The following is a 16215-nucleotide window of genomic DNA, read 5'->3' on the forward strand; positions in this document are numbered from 1 at the left end:
CGATGCGATCGAGCATTTTTACGAACATGGTTATCGCCTTGTTGCTGTTGCTGACCCCGATTATTATCCTGTACGCCTATTCCAACCAAACAAGCTCGCGCGTGCTGACCGAGGAAATCGTGAAGGCGAAGCGTACGCAGGTCGAAACCTTCGTCGGACAGCTCGGACAAATGTTCGCTCAATTCGACTCTTATCAAAAAATGCTTTATGAAAGCACGGAAGTCCGAAATTTAGCTTATCCCGACCTTCTGGGCGACGATCTGCTTCGTTTTCGCACTTTGAAAACGGTGTCCGAAGAAATTAACCGACTGGCGGGATACGGAAGGTGGAAAGGGGTTATCGCCGTCGTTTATCCGAAGACAGGGATGGTCATCAAGAGCAATTCCAGCCTGGGCGCCGTGCCTTCCGTGCTGCCGGATAAAGACGGGTTCTGGAACTACCGGACGAAAGCAAACGAAGGAGCCTATTTCATTGAAACGATATCCAGCCCGGCCAAAACAGCCAAAGGGGAAGAGGTTGACTTAACGGTCGTAGCGAAAGTGGACGAGGGGGAAATCAAAAGCGATTTATCCGATATCAAGGGCAAAGGGCTGGAAGATCCTTTTCTGTACAAGCCGGGTTATTCACCTATCTACAACTACACGGCTAATCAAGCTTTAATTCGGGAGATACTGCCCGAACTGAAACTCATCGAGCATGCCGACAGCTATAAGCCGCTTCTGATTCGCATGAAGAATGGCACGTACCAGGTTCATATGGAGATGATTCAACCGCTGGGCTGGTATTTGGTGGACTACGTACCGATCGGCAAAATCATGGCGCCCATCAAGCGAAACCAGATGACGTTCTACATCATCAGCGGGATGATGCTCTTCATGGCCTGCATCCTGGGTTTTATTCTTTACCGAAGCATCCGCATTCCGTTCCGCAAGCTGATGCAGGGCATGAACTTTATCGAGAAGGGCATTTACACGAGCCGGATGAAAGATCCTCCGAAAGGGGAATTCCGTTATTTGTATGACCGCTTCAACTCCATGGCCGCCAAGATCGAAGAACTGATCGAGGACGTGTTGAAGGAGCAAATCCGGACGAAGGAAGCGAAAGTTAAACAGCTGCAGTCGCAAATCAATCCGCACTTCCTCTACAACACACTGGCGTATATTAAGAGCATGGTGGAACTGGGCGAGAAGGAAGCGGCCGTTTCCATGACGATGAGCTTGAGCAAGTATTATCGCTATACGACCAAGACTAGCCGCAGTTTAGCTACGCTTAAGGAAGAAATGGAGCTGGTCGTCAATTATTTGGACATCCATCGGATGCTGACAGACGATTTTGAGTACGAAATCGATATCGAACCGTCCATGCTGGAAATGGACATTCCTCGGCTGTCGCTGCAGCCGCTCGTCGAGAACGTGATTGTACACGCTTTCCGAAAGCCGGTCCAATTCGGGATCGTCCGTATCCGGGGGAGCGTGAAGTTCGGCACCGCGCGGATAGCGGTCGAGGACAACGGACCGGGCATCGCGCCGGTGCAAATGGAAGCGATGCTGGCTAAGATTCGCAACACGGCGAGCGGCGAAATCGACTCGGGTTTGCAGAATGTGCATCAAAGGTTAACGCTGCTATACGGCGAGGGGGCGGGATTAACGCTCAGCATGTCGGAGTGGGGCGGATTGTGCACGGAATTGAGTTGGCTTGTTCAAGAATGAATTGTACGGATTTCGGGGCGGAGGGGGCATCGGACATGTACGAAATTTTGATCGTGGACGATCATACGCATTTGGTGGATAGTTTGGCGAACGGACTTCCATGGAAACAAATGGGGATTTCTGCCGTGCATAAAGCGTATTCCGGAGAAGAGGCTCTGGAGCTGCTGCAGTATCACGCTGTCGATCTGATTGTTACCGACATTCGGATGGCGGGCATGAGCGGGCTGGAGCTTGTTTCGGTGGTGAAGGATAAATGGGTCAAAATCAAGTCGGTCATCTTGACCGGTCACGACGAGTTCCATTATGCGCAAGAAGCGATTCGCCAGGGCATCAGCAATTATTTGCTAAAGCCAGTATCCTATGAAGAGCTGGAGAGCGCGATTCGCGCTCTGATCGGCGATCTGCAAAGAGAAGGAGAATTGCTGGTCAATCAGCAGAAGCTGTCGTATTTGTTTCGGGAAAGCCTGCCCAAGCTGCGGGAGTCGCTGCTGCGCGAGCTGCTCGGCGGCAAAATGCCGCCGTTATCCATGCTTCGCGACAAGCTGGAGCTGTACGAGCTGTCGTTTTATGAGCGGTATCCGGTTCTTATGCTGTGCATGCGCATTGAGGAGGATTTTGCCGGAACGGATCTCTATAGCGTGTCGCTGCTTGAATATGCATTGACGAATATCGCAGACGAGATTTTCTCCCCCCGATTTCATATTTGGCATTGCAAGGACGACTATAACTATGTGGTCTTTCTTGTTCGTCCGAAGCACCCGTCCGAAACTTCCGGGAAGGAATGGATGGAGGAAGCGGAAAGGCTTGCCCGGCTCGTGCAGCATCAGATTAAGCAATTTTTGAAGATCAAGGTTTCAGTGGTCATGAGTAATTGGAGCTCGTTTCCGGACGAAGTTCCTGCAGTGTATCATAATTTGCTTTCCGTGTTTACCGATTATATCGGGTTCCAAACGGAGAGCTTTTTTCATGACCTGCAGGAGCGAAGCGTAGAGGCTATACGCCCCTTGTCCGTATTGTACGTGGCTCCAACGTTCATGCAATTGCTGGAGGTCGAGAACTGGAGCGCCGCGGAAGAGAAAATCAGAAAAGTATTCGAAGAGCTGGCGCGCCGGGAAAATAAAACGAAAGAACATGTTTTCGAAGCGTACATCACGATTTTGCAAGCTTTTTCCTATTACGTTCATAAGAAAGGGAAGCGCTTCTATGACATCTTCGGCCGGGAAGCCGAAAAAATGCTGAAGCTCGATGCCGGTTGGAGCATCGAGCCGTTGCGGGAATGGTCTCTGCAGAGTCTGCAGCAGTTGAAAACTTATAGCGGGAGCATGTCGGATCGCTTCCGCAACGATCTCATCAAGCAGGTCATCCGTTTCGTCAACGAGCAAGTGAAAGACGTTACGCTGCAGTCGGTGGCGGATCACGTTCATCTGCATCCCGTTTACGTCTCTAATTTGTTCAAGTCCGAAACAGGCGACAATTTTTCCAACTACGTGCTTCGTGTGCGGATGGATAAGGCGTTGCAGCTTCTGAAACAGAAGGATCTGAAAATCAATCAGATCGCGCAAGAGGTCGGGTATCAAAAGCCTCAATACTTTATCAAGCTGTTCAAAAATCATTACGGCATGACGCCGCAGGAATATAAGAACGGGCTGTAATCGCCGGAGGTCTGAATACAAAAAATTGCGCATATATTTTACTTATCGCCGAAATTCAATGATGGATGGCGAACGTCAATCTTGCAAGCCGATCTTAATTTTCGGGCTTTAATCTTAAAAATAAGGCATTCCACCGGGGGATTACCTGTTTTATGATGGAAACACAAGGGACGCCTTGTGAGGCGAACTCCGAGAAAATGTGCGCAAATTTTTTTTCGGGCTGCGTTCATCCATTATGAATCTTGAGGGGGAAAAAACCGTGTTATTTCGCAAAAAGGTCTGGATTATCACAATGAGCGTTCTCATTGTCTTCGCTCTGGCTCTGATGGGATGCTCCGGCAGTAACTCTAAAGACGGCGAACCGGCAAGCGCTTCGGGAAACAGCACGCCGGCTGGCCAAAATGCCGACAAGCCGAAGGAAGATGTTACGCTGACTTATACGATCTGGGATCAGCTGCAGCAGCCGGCGATGGAAGCGATCGCCAAAGAATTTACCGCGCAAAACCCTACTATTAAAGTTAAAGTCGACGTCATTCCATGGGGCGAGTACTGGACGAAGATGTCCGCGGCGGCGCCGGCGGGCACTTTGCCGGACGTGTTCTGGATGCATAGCGGACAATTCGTGAAATACGCTTCCGGCAATTTTCTGGGGCCGATCACCGATAAAGTGAAAGCCGGCGAGATCGACCTGAACAATTACGAAGCGAACCTGGGATCCATTTACACGCTTGGCGGACAAAACTATGCGATTCCGAAAGACTTCGATACGATCGGGCTCGCGTACAACAAAGAACTGTTCGACAAAGCGGGCATTCCGTATCCGGACGGTACGTGGGACTACACGAAACTGGCGCAAGCAGCCAAGCAGCTGAGCCAACCGGACAAAGGCATCTACGGCTTTGCGGCCAAGATGGATACGCAAACCGGCTACTGGAATGATATGCTCGCGAACGGCGGATTCATCATTTCCGCGGACGGCTCGAAATCCGGATATGACGATCCGGCGTCGATCGAAGCGCTGAAAGCCCGCTACCAAATGATTCTCGACAAATCTTCCCCGACGCATCAGCAAATGACGGATACGGATGCCACGGAGATGTTCAAATCCGGCAAAGTGGCCATGATCTTCGAAGGCGACTGGAGAACGACGGATATCGACAGCAGCGACATCATCAAAGGAAAATGGAACTGGGCTCCGCTTCCGAAAGGCAAAGTAAAACGCGGCAACATCATCAACGGTCTCGGCAACGTTATGGCGGCTTCAGGCAAACACAAAAACGAAGCTTGGCAGTTCCTCAAATTCCTTGGCTCGAAGCGCGCAGCGGAAATTACGGCGCAAATGGGCGCGGCAATCCCGGCATTCAAAGATACGCAAGCGGCATGGGTAAAATCGAAACCGCAGTTGAACCTGAAAGTGTTCATCGATCAGGCTGCGGATGCGATGCCGTACCCGGCAGGATCGAAAGCTTATCCGGTTTGGTTTACTAAAGAAGGAGAAATTATGGCGCAAGCTTGGGGCGGCAAAATCTCGATCGAAGACGGCGCCAAACAAGTGGCTGCGATGATGAATCAGGCGATCGCGAGCAATAAGTAAGCGATTCGCAATAGATCATAGGAAGAAGTCGGAGGCATTTCGGAAGTCCGGAATGCCTCCGCTGAATAAGGGGAGGTAGGCCATGAATTCGAGAAGCAGATACGTCTGGGCATATATTATGATTGCACCTACCTTGCTCGGTACAGTTTTATTCTGGACCTGGCCGGCGATTTACTCGATTTATCTTAGCTTTTTAAAATCCGAGAATTTCGGGATGGTCAATCATTGGGTTGGTTTGGCGAACTACGAAAGGCTGTTCAAGGATAAAGAATTTTGGCAAAATCTGCGAAACACGTTGTATTATGCGGTGATGTTCGTGCCGCTGACGCTTTTGTTCTCTACCTTTTTTGCCGTACTGCTCAACGCCAAAATTCGCGGATTGTCCGCATACCGAGTCATCTTTTTCTTGCCTCAAGTCACGATGCCTGCCGCAGCGGCCATGGTTTGGGTCGTGCTTTTTGCCCGCGATTACGGTTTTATCAACTACTTGCTGGGCACTCATGTCGCATGGATTTCCGATACGAGGTTTGCGATGTTTGCGCTGGTGATCGTAGGGGTATGGGGGGCGATCGGATTCAATATGCTGCTCATATTGGCGGGCTTGCAGGGCATTCCGAGAGCCTTGTATGAAGCGGCTGAAATCGATGGAGCCGTGCGGTTCCGAAAGTTCCGATATATCACGCTGCCGCTGCTTACGCCAACCTTGTTTTTCACGACGGTTGTCCTCATGATCGGCGCAACGCAAATTTTCGATTCGATCTATTTGCTGATCGGCAAAACGAACGTAGCGCTGCCTGCGGTACGTTCTCTCGTCTATGCGTATTATCAAAATTCGTTCGTATATTATGATCAGAACTACGGAGCAGCTATCGTCAATATTTTGCTGGTCATCAATTTGATTTTGACTGGCCTGCAGTTTGCTTTTCAGAAAAAATGGGTCGTCTACGATTAAGGGGGTAAGAGAATGGCGAACAATCAACGGGCCGGTCATCGCCGGTCCAACCTGATCATTCACATGGTGCTTACCGCGGCTAGCATCGTCATGATCATCCCCTTTGCGTGGATGATTCTGACATCCTTAAAGACCGTTACAGAAGCCACGCAAATCCCGGTGAACATTTTCCCGTCGCATCCGAATTTGAGCAATTATGCGAAAGCGTTTGAGAAATCGGATTTTGCTCATTACTATGTAAACACGGTGTTTACCGCATTCATGAAAACGGTGTTCCCTGTTATTTTCAGCTCTATGGCCGCTTTTGCGTTCGCCAGAATCCGGTTTCCGGGCAGGACGATTCTGTTTTTCATCATCATCTCCGTGATGATGGTGCCGAATCCTGTTTTTTACACGCCGCAATATTTGCTGATGAGCAAGTGGGGATTGGTCAACACAGTGACGGCCCTATGGATCTGTTCTTTAGTCAGTCCGTTCGCCATGTTCATGCTCAGGCAATTTTTTCTAGGGATTTCCAAAGAGTTGGAGGAAGCTGCGATTTTGGACGGTTGCAACCCGTTTCAGACGTTCCGATATATTATGCTGCCTTTGGTGAAGTCGGCTTTGGTAGCTATCGTTATCATCCAGCTTCTTTGGTCGTGGAACGAATTGCAGTGGCCGCTTATTATTAATAGTTCGCCGGATAAGCTCACGTTATCTTCGGGACTCGCCACGCTGGTCTCCATGTTCAGCACAAACTATCCGGTATTGATGGCGGGGGCGTTCATGGCCGTTATTCCAATGATCGTTCTGTTCTTCCTTTTCCAGAAACGGTTTATCGAAGGGGTAGCTTTCAGCGCGCATAAAGGATGAGCACAGTTCTCTGCAAGCAAGACACTGCCTCTCAGGGTAGGTGTCTTGTTTTTGCTATCCTGAAAATTGGTTGAAACGGCTTTGGAGGAAAGCAGTTTAATATAACTACCCGAAATCGTATGAAGTCATCTATCGAGTAGACTGAAAAAATAAAGTTGTTTTCCTAATGCTTAGGTTAAGATAAGTCCCCTGTTTAAGAGCTACATGCTATTCGCGTACGTTCTTTAATTAGTAATCGGAAATGGAATATAATGAAGAGGACGTAGCCCAAGCGAAGGCGCTGCTCCCCATGATGAGCGGTTTGCGGCGCTGATCGGGGAATTCATGCAGAGCAGCGAGCTCTTCTGTGAGGTATGGCCAAGACATCACGTTCACGGTCATTACCGATTGCCACAAGCGTTGGCATGATCCCCGGAATATTTCAGCTCCAAATCGCTCATCAGGTTGACCACCCAGCTGCGAACGGCGTGGACCGGATAACGGTGTTTCCCGATGAAGGAAATCCACTTGGAAACCGTATTTTCCACGGCGGCTTCGTCATCAGTCTGAAGGCATTTACGCAGATCCTGCAGCGCTTCCGAATAATGAACAAATAGATTTTCTTTTGAGGTTTCCAGCGGTTGAACCTTCTCGGCCAGCGATAGGAAGGGACATGGTCAAGCATAGTTTGGAAAACAACTCCCCATCTCCGTTCGTTTAATGCGTAAACCGGCATATCTCGGTCGACCCCTAGTCTCGACGCCAAATGTTTCAATTGGGGGGGGGAAGATAGTACCGAACGATTCTCCGAAAGTTAACTTCGGGTTCCTAAGTCCCCATTCAGCAAGCCCCTTAAACAAAGCGCTATGGCGACCTTGAACCTCGGAAACGATCGGCATTCAGCTGAGCGACGCCGTACCCTACTTGCCCGTCGCCGTTTTCCCGGAGCGGCTCGCATTATGTTCTGTTCGTGCTGGACAACGCGCTGAACGAAACGGTTCGCTCGGCAGGAAGCGATTTTATTCCGGGGAACATATCATAAAGAAATCGCATAGCCCAAAACGGAAGAGGGACTAAGCGTCGCTAAGGCTTAACGCCGGAGACCAATATAACTCATATGTTAACATAAGATTTTTTTGTATTGGAAGTATAACTGAGCCCGGCAATCCCGCTCTAGTAAATAGCGGATGTCGCGGCGAAATTCCTAGCCTTTTCAACGGTAAAAGGACGGCGAAGTGCCATCGACCATTTTGAAAAATCGGCTGAATGCATGAATGTTCGGGAATCCCATTTTCTCGGCGATGATAGTAAGCGGTTCCGTGGTAAACTGAATCAGATGGCGTGCGGCGTGCATGCGCATCAAGTTATGATATTGAATCGGACTCATGCCAAATGAATGATGAAACAGACGAACGAGGTAATGTTTGCTGATTCCCGACATTCTGGAGATTTCGTCCAAACGGACTTTCCGGTTAGTATTGTGCATGAGATACTGCTTGACGTGCATCAAAGTGTGCATATTCGTTTCGAGCTGAGGATTCATGTTCCAATAGTTCTCCCTTAGCAGCTGAATCCAGAGCTGGATGAACAATCCCTTCACTTTAAATTCGTATAACGGCATTTTCGTTTCATACTCGTAAATGATATCCATCAGCATTTTTTCAATCATGATCGGGTTTTTCAACCGCAAATGGCTGGGGAGCGGAACCGGCATCTGATCGACGATATCCTGACGGAACCAGTTGATCTCTTCTTCGCCGATTTCTTCGAGGGGCCGGAACGATACCTTGACCTTCTCGCTGTCCGTATTATAGAAAAAATCGAAATGAATATGCGGCTGGCGAAACCGCGAACCATCCACTTTTACAATTTTATGGCGCTGTTTGGGACGAAATAAAAAAATATCCCCGCGCTCTCCCTCATAGACCGTATCCTCGATCGTACAAATCACTTTGCCTTCCATGATGTAAAGCAGTTCGTAATCGAACAATACCCTCTCTTCAATAACCCAAGGCCCTTCCACGATGTTGTCCATGGCGACGCGAATATATGGGGATATTTGGTGCAAGATCACGAAATTCCTCCTCGCAGGTTCGGTATAATATGATCCTATCACAAGTTGGAAAAGCAATAAATGATAAATAATAAATAAGCTTTGCTAAATACAATGGGGATGTAAACGGTTAATATTAGGGTAACCTCCGAGCGGCAGAAGCAACATTTGCTAGGAGAGCAATATGGGAAAAGGGGAGATCGGGCATATGAGAAAATGTTTGTCGATCATGACTGCGGCGTTGCTTGCTTTGAGTTCGGCGGGATGCGGCAACGAGCAGCCGTCCGGCGGCACGAAATCGGCAACCGGATCGGAATCGCAAAAGGCCGTCACGTTATCGATTGCTATGCATGTTGCCAATGTCAAGGATCAGGAGCCTTACATGTACGGCATTGTACAGAAGTTTCAGGAAAAATATCCGAATATCAAAATCGATTTGCAAGGATCCGACACGGATTCGCACGTCAAGAAGATGAAGATGGCTGCGCAAGCCCGGCAGCTGCCGGATATATTCTGGATGCTGCCGGCACCTGCGAAAGAAATGAACAAAGCCGGCATGCTGCTCGACCTGACGGATTTTCTGAAAACCAACGATGACATCGCTTCCAATATGGATGCCAAGCTGAAACAAAGCTACCAGGATGGCGGCAAGCAATTCGGCCTTCCTTATCAGGCGCTGGTAACCGGACTATGGTATAACAAAGCAATATTTGATCAATACAAAGTGAAAGTGCCGGAAACCTACGACGAGCTGCTGGCTGCGGCGAAAGTGTTCAAGAGCAATAATGTCGTCACGATTGCCAAAGGCGCGAAAGACGCCTTCAGCACCTGGGCTTTCCTCGGGATGCTGACCCGTTACGGTTTTTTTAACAAGATCGATAACATCGCAGCAGGCAAGGAGAAATTCAACAACCCAGATTTTCTCAAGTTTTATCAGAAAATCGACGAGCTTCGGACGGCGGGAGCTTTCCCTGAAAACGTATCCACACTGTCCTATTTCCAAGCGGTGGAGATGTTTACCGCGGGGAAGGCGGCTATGCTGGATGCCGGCGTATGGGAAACCAAGAAGATCGAAGCAAGTCCGATTGCGAAAAACGTAGGTTTCTCTTGGGGACCGACATTCTCTGACGGCGTCGGCAATCAGAAAGTCGCCATGGTGGTTGGAGCGGCTCCGCTCGTAGCGAATGCAGAAGTGAAAAAAGACGCCGCGAAATATGACGCGGTCATGAAGTTCTTCCAGTTCTTTTACAGTCAAGAAGGCGCGGCCATTATGGCCGAGAATGAAGCGCCGCCGGTCGTAAAGTATATGGGCAAAATAGACAAGGAGAAGTATCCCGTCTACAATGCGGTGCTCGAGCAAATGAACCTTCCGGGTTGGGAGCGTCCTGTCGCGCAGCCGGACCTGGTGCTCAGCGAAGCTGCGGCAAACGCCCTGAACGACAGCATTTACGGTGTCATCAACGGAATCTTCAAGCCTGCGGAAGCTCTTGATCTTGTCGATAAGAAGATGCGTTAATCGTCGTCGCTTTTTGCCGGCATTTCGTCGGCAGAACGCGCTCATCAAGAAGGCAGACAGGGAGAGAGTGCGATGATTTGGCTTAGCAAACGTAAATATTTGTTTCTGATGTTATTTCCTACCTTGGCTATCTATCTGGGGTACATCATTTTGCCTGTTTTAATTTCCTTTTATTACAGTTTCACTAAGTATACGGGCATAGGAGCAGCCGAGTTCATCGGACTTAAAAACTACGCGGAGTTGTTTCAAGACCGTCTGTTTTGGGTTTCCTTAAAAAATACGATCATCGTTCTGGGGGTCTCCATCGTCTTGCTGCTGCCGGGTTCTTTCTTTCTGGCTCTGCTTTTGAACGCCAAGGTGAAAGGCGGAAACGCGATTAAGGCATTAAATTTCGCACCTAGCATTGTGGCGCCGATTCTGGTCGGATTGATTTGGGTGTTCATCTTGGACCCGCAGATGGGCCTCATCAATCACTTTCTTAAAAGCATCGGCTTGGGCAGGCTCGCCTTGCAATGGATCGGCGGCACGACATGGACCCCTTATTCCGTCGGCGTGATCTTTGTTTGGCAAACCGTCGGTTTCTTGGCGACGATTTTCCTGGCCGGTCTCAAAATGATTCCGAAGGATGTGTACGAATCCAGCACGATCGATGGCGCCGGCCGTCTGCAGCAGATGTTATTCATAACAATCCCGATGCTGAACGAAACGATCAAGATCAATGTCGTACTCATCATTACCGGCGTATTCAAAATATTTGAGACGGTATTTATGCTGACGGGCGGCGGGCCCAATCATCTATCCGAAGTGATGGTCACTTATATGTATAATGTGACGTTTACCTCGGGGGAATACGGCTACGGGATGTCCATTGCTTTCGTCACGTTTCTGCTGACGATGATCTTTTCGCTTGCGTACATGGGTTTCAATAGAAAAACCATCGATGAATAATGAATAGGGGCTGAAGGGGTTTGAATCACATCGCCGGCAAACGGTCCAATCCATATGTTCATGCGATCGGCACGCATAGTTTATCTTATGCCGTCACCTTAGTCGTCCTGCTGCCGTTCTTGTGGATGATTCTATTATCGTTCAAATCCAATAACGACATCTTGAACGATCCGTTCAGCTTGCCGAGGACGTTCGGCTTGGACAACTACGTTCGCGCATGGAACACGTTGAATCTGGGGTTGTTGTATCAAAATACGTTTCTGATTGCAGTCGTCACGATCGCGATCGAGCTGGTCATCACGTTCATGAGTTCATATGCCTTGTCGCGAATGGTGTTCAGATCCGCCAAGCTGAAGCATTCGATCCATGTTCTTCTCTTGGCGGGGCTGGCGATTCCGGCGTTTATCCTGCTGTTTCCGGTATATCGGATTACGATTTCGCTTGACTTGTTAAATACGTACGCATCCCTGATCATTCCGTACATCGCCACTTCGATATCGTTTAATACGCTTTTGTTCACCGGCTTTTTGAAAGGCTTCCCGAAAGAAGTGGAAGAAGCCGCCGTCATCGACGGCTGCAGCTTGTTTACATTGTGCAGATCCATCGTAGTCCCGGTCATTATGCCTGTTGTCGCAACAATATTTATTTTTAATGTTCTCTATATATGGAACGAGTTTCCATTCGCTGTGACGCTCGTTAACAAAGACGGCATGCAGACGATATCGCTTGGAATCTCTCAGTTTAAAGGCCGATTTAATATCGATTATGGCGGCATTATTGCGGCAAGCACGCTTTTGATCATCCCTCAGCTCGTATTTTTCGCGATCTTCCAACGGTTCATTATCGAAGGAATGACCGCCGGGGCGGTAAAAGGCTGAGCCGTATCCATTGGGCAGCAACCATTTCATATAAAAAAACTAAAGGAGAAATCATGTATGCGAAATCAATCTTTGAACCTGCTTGGAAACTTGACCCAAATCAAGGAAGTCCGCTCCGCCCGTGTCTCCAGTTGGGACCAGGACGGGAAAAATCAAGACTATTGGATGATTCCCGCCGGAGAGTCGATCGTACTGGGGGACATTGAAGGCCCGGGAAGCATCACGCATCTGTGGATGACTTCCTTCTGCCGCCGAGTTCACGGACCGAGCGTCATACATCCGGAATGGGGAGGCAATATCGCGCCGGTCAACGAAATTCATAATGCGCTTGGAGTAACCTGGGAATCGGCCGATCCGGCGTGGTACCGTAAAGTGCTGATTAAAATGACCTGGGACGATCAGGATCACCCGAGCGTACTGGTTCCTTACGGCGACTTTTTCTGCATCGGCCATTCGATGCCGGGCAACTTTGCTTCGCTGCCTTTCACGGTATCCGTCAAGCCGGAAGAGCAGTTCAAGTTCGGCGGCGTCGCATCGGTCAACTGCTATTTGCCGATGCCGTTCAACAAACGGGCCAAGATTGAAATCATCAATGAAAACGACGTGCCGTTCGGCTTGTACTTCCATATCGACTATGAGCTGTATAAGCAGCCTTTTGGAGAAGACACCGCCTATTTTCACGCGCAGTGGCGCCGGGAAAATCCTTGCGACGGCTGGGGGCCGGACCTGCAGGTCAATACGCCGGAAGTAAACCGGATAGCCAATCTGGACGGTGAAGGCAATTATGTGATTCTGGAAGCGAAAGGAAAAGGGCATTATATCGGCTGCAACTTGTCCGTGACCCATTTTCAGGGCAGTTGGTGGGGCGAAGGCGACGACATGATCTTCATTGACGGCGAGAAGCTCCCGAGCATTGTCGGTACTGGCGCCGAAGACTATTTCAATCATGCCTGGGGCATGCAAAAAAATGCGTTCCCGTTCCACGGCTCGATCATTCACGAAAGCGATGTGCCGGGTTACCAAGTTTCGTACCGCTTCCATATTACCGACCCGGTTCACTTCTCGGAAAGCTTGAAGGTGACGATCGAGCACGGTCATGCCAATCATCTGTCCGACGATTGGTCCTCCACGGCGTATTGGTATCAGACGCTGCCGTCCGAGCCTTTCGGTATTTTGCCGGTAGAGGAGCGCATCCAGCGGATGCCGCAATTCCCGAGCCCGGGACCGCTGAAGCCGGTTGCCCTGAACGAGGAGATGCAGCAGTCGTACGAAATGGCCAAAACGCGGATGGAGCAATATGCGGAAGGCCGCGCGGCTCAGGTGAAGAAAAAAGAAGACAGGCTGGCGCAGCATTCCCGCGGAAACATCGAGCAAAGCAAGGCGGTAAGAAACGCCTTTCACTCATAAAACCAAACGGATAAGTCTGTTCCGGGGACTTAACCGGCTCCATGATTCCGAATAAAGGAAGGAATAGATCGTAATGTCAAACGATTCGTTGCATCGCGAAGCATTGTTGAAAGCGGAAAACTCCATCGCCAAAGTGAAAGATTCAGTAAGCAAAGACCTCATGCGCTTGAAATATCATTTCATGGCGCCGGCTTATTGGATTAACGACCCGAACGGACTTATTTTTTACAAGGGCGAATACCATTTGTTTTACCAGCATTATCCGTACGCACCGGAGTGGGGAGCTATGCATTGGGGGCATGCGAAAAGCAAGGACCTGGTTCACTGGCAGCACCTTCCGATCGCACTCGCTCCGAGCGAGAGCTATGACCTTCACGAAAGAGGCGGATGTTTTTCGGGAAGCGCGGTTGACGACGACGGCATCTTGTCGGTGCTGTACACGGGAACCGTCATTCGCGACGGCGCGGTGATTCAGACTCAAAATCTGGCGACCAGCTCGGATGGCATTACGTTCCGCAAATACGAAGGCAATCCTGTCATTAGCACGCCTCCGGAGGACGGGTCCTCCGACTTCCGCGACCCGAAGGTTTGGAAGCACGAGAATACTTGGTATATGGTGGTAGGTTCGAGCAAAGACGGCCAGGGCAAGGCTTTGCTGTACAAATCGCCGAATCTGCGAGTGTGGGATTATGTCGGGGTGCTGGCCGAGAGCGACGGCACGATGGGCTCGATGTGGGAATGCCCCGATTTCTTCCCGCTCGGAGACCGCTACGTGCTGATGTTCTCGCCTATGGGAATGGGCGAGCGAAAGACGATCTATCTTGTCGGCGACATGGATTACGAAACGGGTACATTTACATGGGATACAATAGGCGATGTCGATTTCGGGTACGAGTATTATGCCCCCCAATCGTTCCTTGACGGCAAAGGCAGAAGAATCGTCATTGCCTGGCTGAATGCATGGGATTGGATGCCGTGGTTTAAAAACTTCGGACCTACGGGGAAAAACAATTGGTGCGGCGCCATGTCGGCCCCGAGAACGGTGGAGCTTGGCGAGGATGGAAGATTGAGTTTCCCGCCGGTCGAAGAGCTGCAGGTGCTCAGGCGAGAGCATTATCATTATACGAATGCCAAAATTGTGCCGGGTACCCCGCTTCTTCCGGATTATACGGCCAGCGACTGTTTGGAAATCAAAGCCGAGCTCCAATTGTCCGGCTCCGAAGCGGAAGAAGTCGGATTTATTCTCAGAGCCTCCGAGGACCGCAAACAGCAAACGGTTCTCAGCTACAATCTGCGCAAAAAAGAGCTGACGTTTGACAGAAACCGGTCGGACGGATGGAGCGAAGGGGTGTGCAGCGTTCGCCTGGAAGCTTCCGAGACGCTGACGCTGCATATTTTTATCGATACTTGTGTCGTTGAAATATATGTGGACCATTACCGGGTTGCGCTGACGAACAATATTTATCCCGATCCGGCAAGTGTTTTTCTCGATCTATATGCAGTCGGAGATACGGTGATCGTCAAATCTATGGATATTTGGAAATTGAGATCCGCCTGGTAAATATGCGGAAAATGGGGGATTCATCTTGCGTATCGGCGCTATCGAAGCGGGCGGGACAAAATTTGTTTGCGGAGTAGGCGATGAAGCCGGAAACATCGAGGATAAGGCGAGCTTTCCGACCGGGCATCCGGAGAAAACGATGGAGCGGGCGATTCAATATTTTAACGGCAAAGGAGTGGAGGCAATCGGCATCGGATCGTTCGGTCCCGTCGACCTGGATCCTGCCAGCCCGACCTATGGGTATATAACGACCACTCCGAAGCCCGGCTGGGCGGGCTTTCCGTTCCTGGATACGCTTCGGCAGGCGTTCGACGTTCCGTTCGGATGGGATACGGACGTAAATGCCGCTGCCTTCGGGGAGGCCATGTGGGGGGCGGCCAAAGGACTGGGCAGCTGCTTGTACTTTACCGTCGGCACGGGAATCGGGATAGGGGTATATACGGAAGGGAATTTGGCGCACGGGCTCGTCCACCCGGAAGGCGGCCATATGCTGACAAGACGCCATGTCGAAGACCATGCGGATGGACAGCCCTTTCCGGGCATATGTCCTTATCACGGGGATTGTTTGGAAGGGATGGCTTCGGGCCCGGCTATCGAAAAACGTTGGAAGCGGAAGGGAAGCGAGCTTCCGAACGATCACCCGGCATGGGCCTTGGAGGCGTATTACGTCGGCCAGGCCGTAACCAACGCCATATTGATGCTCTCTCCGAAAAAAATCATTCTTGGAGGAGGCGTCATGCACCAGACCCAATTGTTCCCGATGATTCGTACCGAGATTCAAAACAACCTGAACGGATATGTAAGCGCGAAAGCGATATCGGCCCGAATTGACGAGTATATCGTACCGCCGGGCTTGGGAGACGATGCCGGACTTTGCGGAGCGCTCGCGCTAGGATTGAAGGCAGCCGGCCGCATGCAGCAGCAAAAACCATAGTATGAAGTACATTGAAGAGGGGGCAACCCCTCTTTTTTTGCTTGAGGGTAAAAAAATACAATAAATTTGGGTAATTCCTTCTAATCTATCGGATCTGTTTCCATATTATAATAGCAGTACAGATGCCGGTGGTAAGGGGTAAATCTGTTTGGCAGACAGCTATAGCGTTTCATTATGACG

The 16215-nt window shown here is 50.1% G+C and carries 14 protein-coding genes; 12 read left to right on the forward strand and 2 right to left on the reverse strand.

The window, feature by feature from the left end; genetic code table 11:
• The first annotated feature begins 2 nt into the window (after positions 1–2).
• The 6 genes from MYS68_RS37285 (at position 3) to MYS68_RS39240 (ending at position 7167) form a co-directional block, all read left to right on the forward strand.
• Complete coding sequence (locus tag MYS68_RS37285) at positions 3–1709, forward strand: sensor histidine kinase (protein ID WP_248930572.1); 1707 nt, start codon at positions 3–5, stop codon at positions 1707–1709.
• A gap of 35 nt (positions 1710–1744) precedes the next feature.
• Positions 1745–3361: a response regulator gene (locus tag MYS68_RS37290; RefSeq protein WP_248930573.1), complete on the forward strand. Its 1617-nt coding sequence runs from the start codon at positions 1745–1747 to the stop codon at positions 3359–3361.
• A gap of 259 nt (positions 3362–3620) precedes the next feature.
• Complete coding sequence (locus MYS68_RS37295) at positions 3621–4955, forward strand: ABC transporter substrate-binding protein (protein ID WP_248930574.1); 1335 nt, start codon at positions 3621–3623, stop codon at positions 4953–4955.
• An 82-nt stretch (positions 4956–5037) separates the two neighbouring features.
• Positions 5038–5907 carry a carbohydrate ABC transporter permease gene (locus MYS68_RS37300; RefSeq protein ID WP_248930575.1) on the forward strand — a complete coding sequence of 290 codons (870 nt, stop codon included), beginning with the start codon at positions 5038–5040 and terminating at the stop codon, positions 5905–5907.
• Positions 5908–5919: 12 nt separating this feature from the next.
• The gene (locus MYS68_RS37305; protein WP_248930576.1) at positions 5920–6759 is read left to right on the forward strand and encodes a carbohydrate ABC transporter permease; all 840 of its coding nucleotides are present in this window, start codon (positions 5920–5922) and stop codon (positions 6757–6759) included.
• A gap of 324 nt (positions 6760–7083) precedes the next feature.
• Positions 7084–7167 carry a hypothetical protein gene (locus MYS68_RS39240; protein ID WP_476742047.1) on the forward strand — a complete coding sequence of 28 codons (84 nt, stop codon included), beginning with the start codon at positions 7084–7086 and terminating at the stop codon, positions 7165–7167.
• Here the strand turns inward: MYS68_RS39240 and MYS68_RS37310 are convergent.
• The gene (locus MYS68_RS37310; RefSeq protein WP_248930577.1) at positions 7140–7286 is read right to left on the reverse strand and encodes a hypothetical protein; all 147 of its coding nucleotides are present in this window, start codon (positions 7284–7286) and stop codon (positions 7140–7142) included. The two genes, MYS68_RS39240 and MYS68_RS37310, sit on opposite strands and share 28 nt — an antisense overlap.
• A 665-nt stretch (positions 7287–7951) precedes the next feature.
• A complete protein-coding gene (locus tag MYS68_RS37315; protein WP_248930578.1) occupies positions 7952–8812 on the reverse strand; it encodes an AraC family transcriptional regulator in 861 nt (286 codons plus the stop codon).
• Positions 8813–8999: 187 nt separating this feature from the next.
• Between MYS68_RS37315 and MYS68_RS37320 the strand changes: the two genes are divergently transcribed.
• The 6 genes from MYS68_RS37320 (at position 9000) to MYS68_RS37345 (ending at position 16035) form a co-directional block, all read left to right on the forward strand.
• Positions 9000–10307 carry an ABC transporter substrate-binding protein gene (locus MYS68_RS37320; RefSeq protein WP_248930579.1) on the forward strand — a complete coding sequence of 436 codons (1308 nt, stop codon included), beginning with the start codon at positions 9000–9002 and terminating at the stop codon, positions 10305–10307.
• 72 nt (positions 10308–10379) lie between these two features.
• Positions 10380–11255, forward strand: a complete 876-nt coding sequence (locus tag MYS68_RS37325) for a carbohydrate ABC transporter permease (protein WP_248930580.1) — start codon at positions 10380–10382, stop codon at positions 11253–11255.
• A 20-nt stretch (positions 11256–11275) separates the two neighbouring features.
• Positions 11276–12133, forward strand: a complete 858-nt coding sequence (locus MYS68_RS37330) for a carbohydrate ABC transporter permease (RefSeq protein ID WP_248930581.1) — start codon at positions 11276–11278, stop codon at positions 12131–12133.
• Between the two features lie 57 nt (positions 12134–12190).
• A complete protein-coding gene (locus MYS68_RS37335) occupies positions 12191–13540 on the forward strand; it encodes a glycoside hydrolase family 172 protein (protein ID WP_248930582.1) in 1350 nt (449 codons plus the stop codon).
• 73 nt (positions 13541–13613) lie between these two features.
• On the forward strand, positions 13614–15101 hold the full coding sequence (locus MYS68_RS37340; protein ID WP_248930583.1) for a glycoside hydrolase family 32 protein: 1488 nt from the start codon (positions 13614–13616) through the stop codon (positions 15099–15101).
• A gap of 25 nt (positions 15102–15126) precedes the next feature.
• Positions 15127–16035, forward strand: a complete 909-nt coding sequence (locus MYS68_RS37345) for an ROK family protein (RefSeq protein ID WP_248930584.1) — start codon at positions 15127–15129, stop codon at positions 16033–16035.
• Positions 16036–16215: the final 180 nt, after the last annotated feature.

Source organism: Paenibacillus hamazuiensis, from assembly GCF_023276405.1.
Taxonomy (GTDB): Bacteria; Bacillota; Bacilli; order Paenibacillales; family NBRC-103111; genus Paenibacillus_AF; species Paenibacillus_AF hamazuiensis.

Excerpts from the sequence above, each read along its gene's own strand:
- MYS68_RS37340 (WP_248930583.1), top strand. The coding sequence starts at position 13,614 with ATGTCAAACGATTCGTTGCATCGCGAAGCATTGTTGAAAGCGGAAAAC.
- MYS68_RS37290 (WP_248930573.1), top strand. The coding sequence starts at position 1,745 with ATGTACGAAATTTTGATCGTGGACGATCATACGCATTTGGTGGATAGT.
- MYS68_RS37305 (WP_248930576.1), top strand. The coding sequence starts at position 5,920 with ATGGCGAACAATCAACGGGCCGGTCATCGCCGGTCCAACCTGATCATT.
- MYS68_RS37325 (WP_248930580.1), top strand. The coding sequence starts at position 10,380 with ATGATTTGGCTTAGCAAACGTAAATATTTGTTTCTGATGTTATTTCCT.
- MYS68_RS37335 (WP_248930582.1), top strand. The coding sequence starts at position 12,191 with ATGCGAAATCAATCTTTGAACCTGCTTGGAAACTTGACCCAAATCAAG.
- MYS68_RS37285 (WP_248930572.1), top strand. The coding sequence starts at position 3 with ATGCGATCGAGCATTTTTACGAACATGGTTATCGCCTTGTTGCTGTTG.
- MYS68_RS39240 (WP_476742047.1), top strand. The coding sequence starts at position 7,084 with ATGCAGAGCAGCGAGCTCTTCTGTGAGGTATGGCCAAGACATCACGTT.
- MYS68_RS37300 (WP_248930575.1), top strand. The coding sequence starts at position 5,038 with ATGAATTCGAGAAGCAGATACGTCTGGGCATATATTATGATTGCACCT.
- MYS68_RS37320 (WP_248930579.1), top strand. The coding sequence starts at position 9,000 with ATGAGAAAATGTTTGTCGATCATGACTGCGGCGTTGCTTGCTTTGAGT.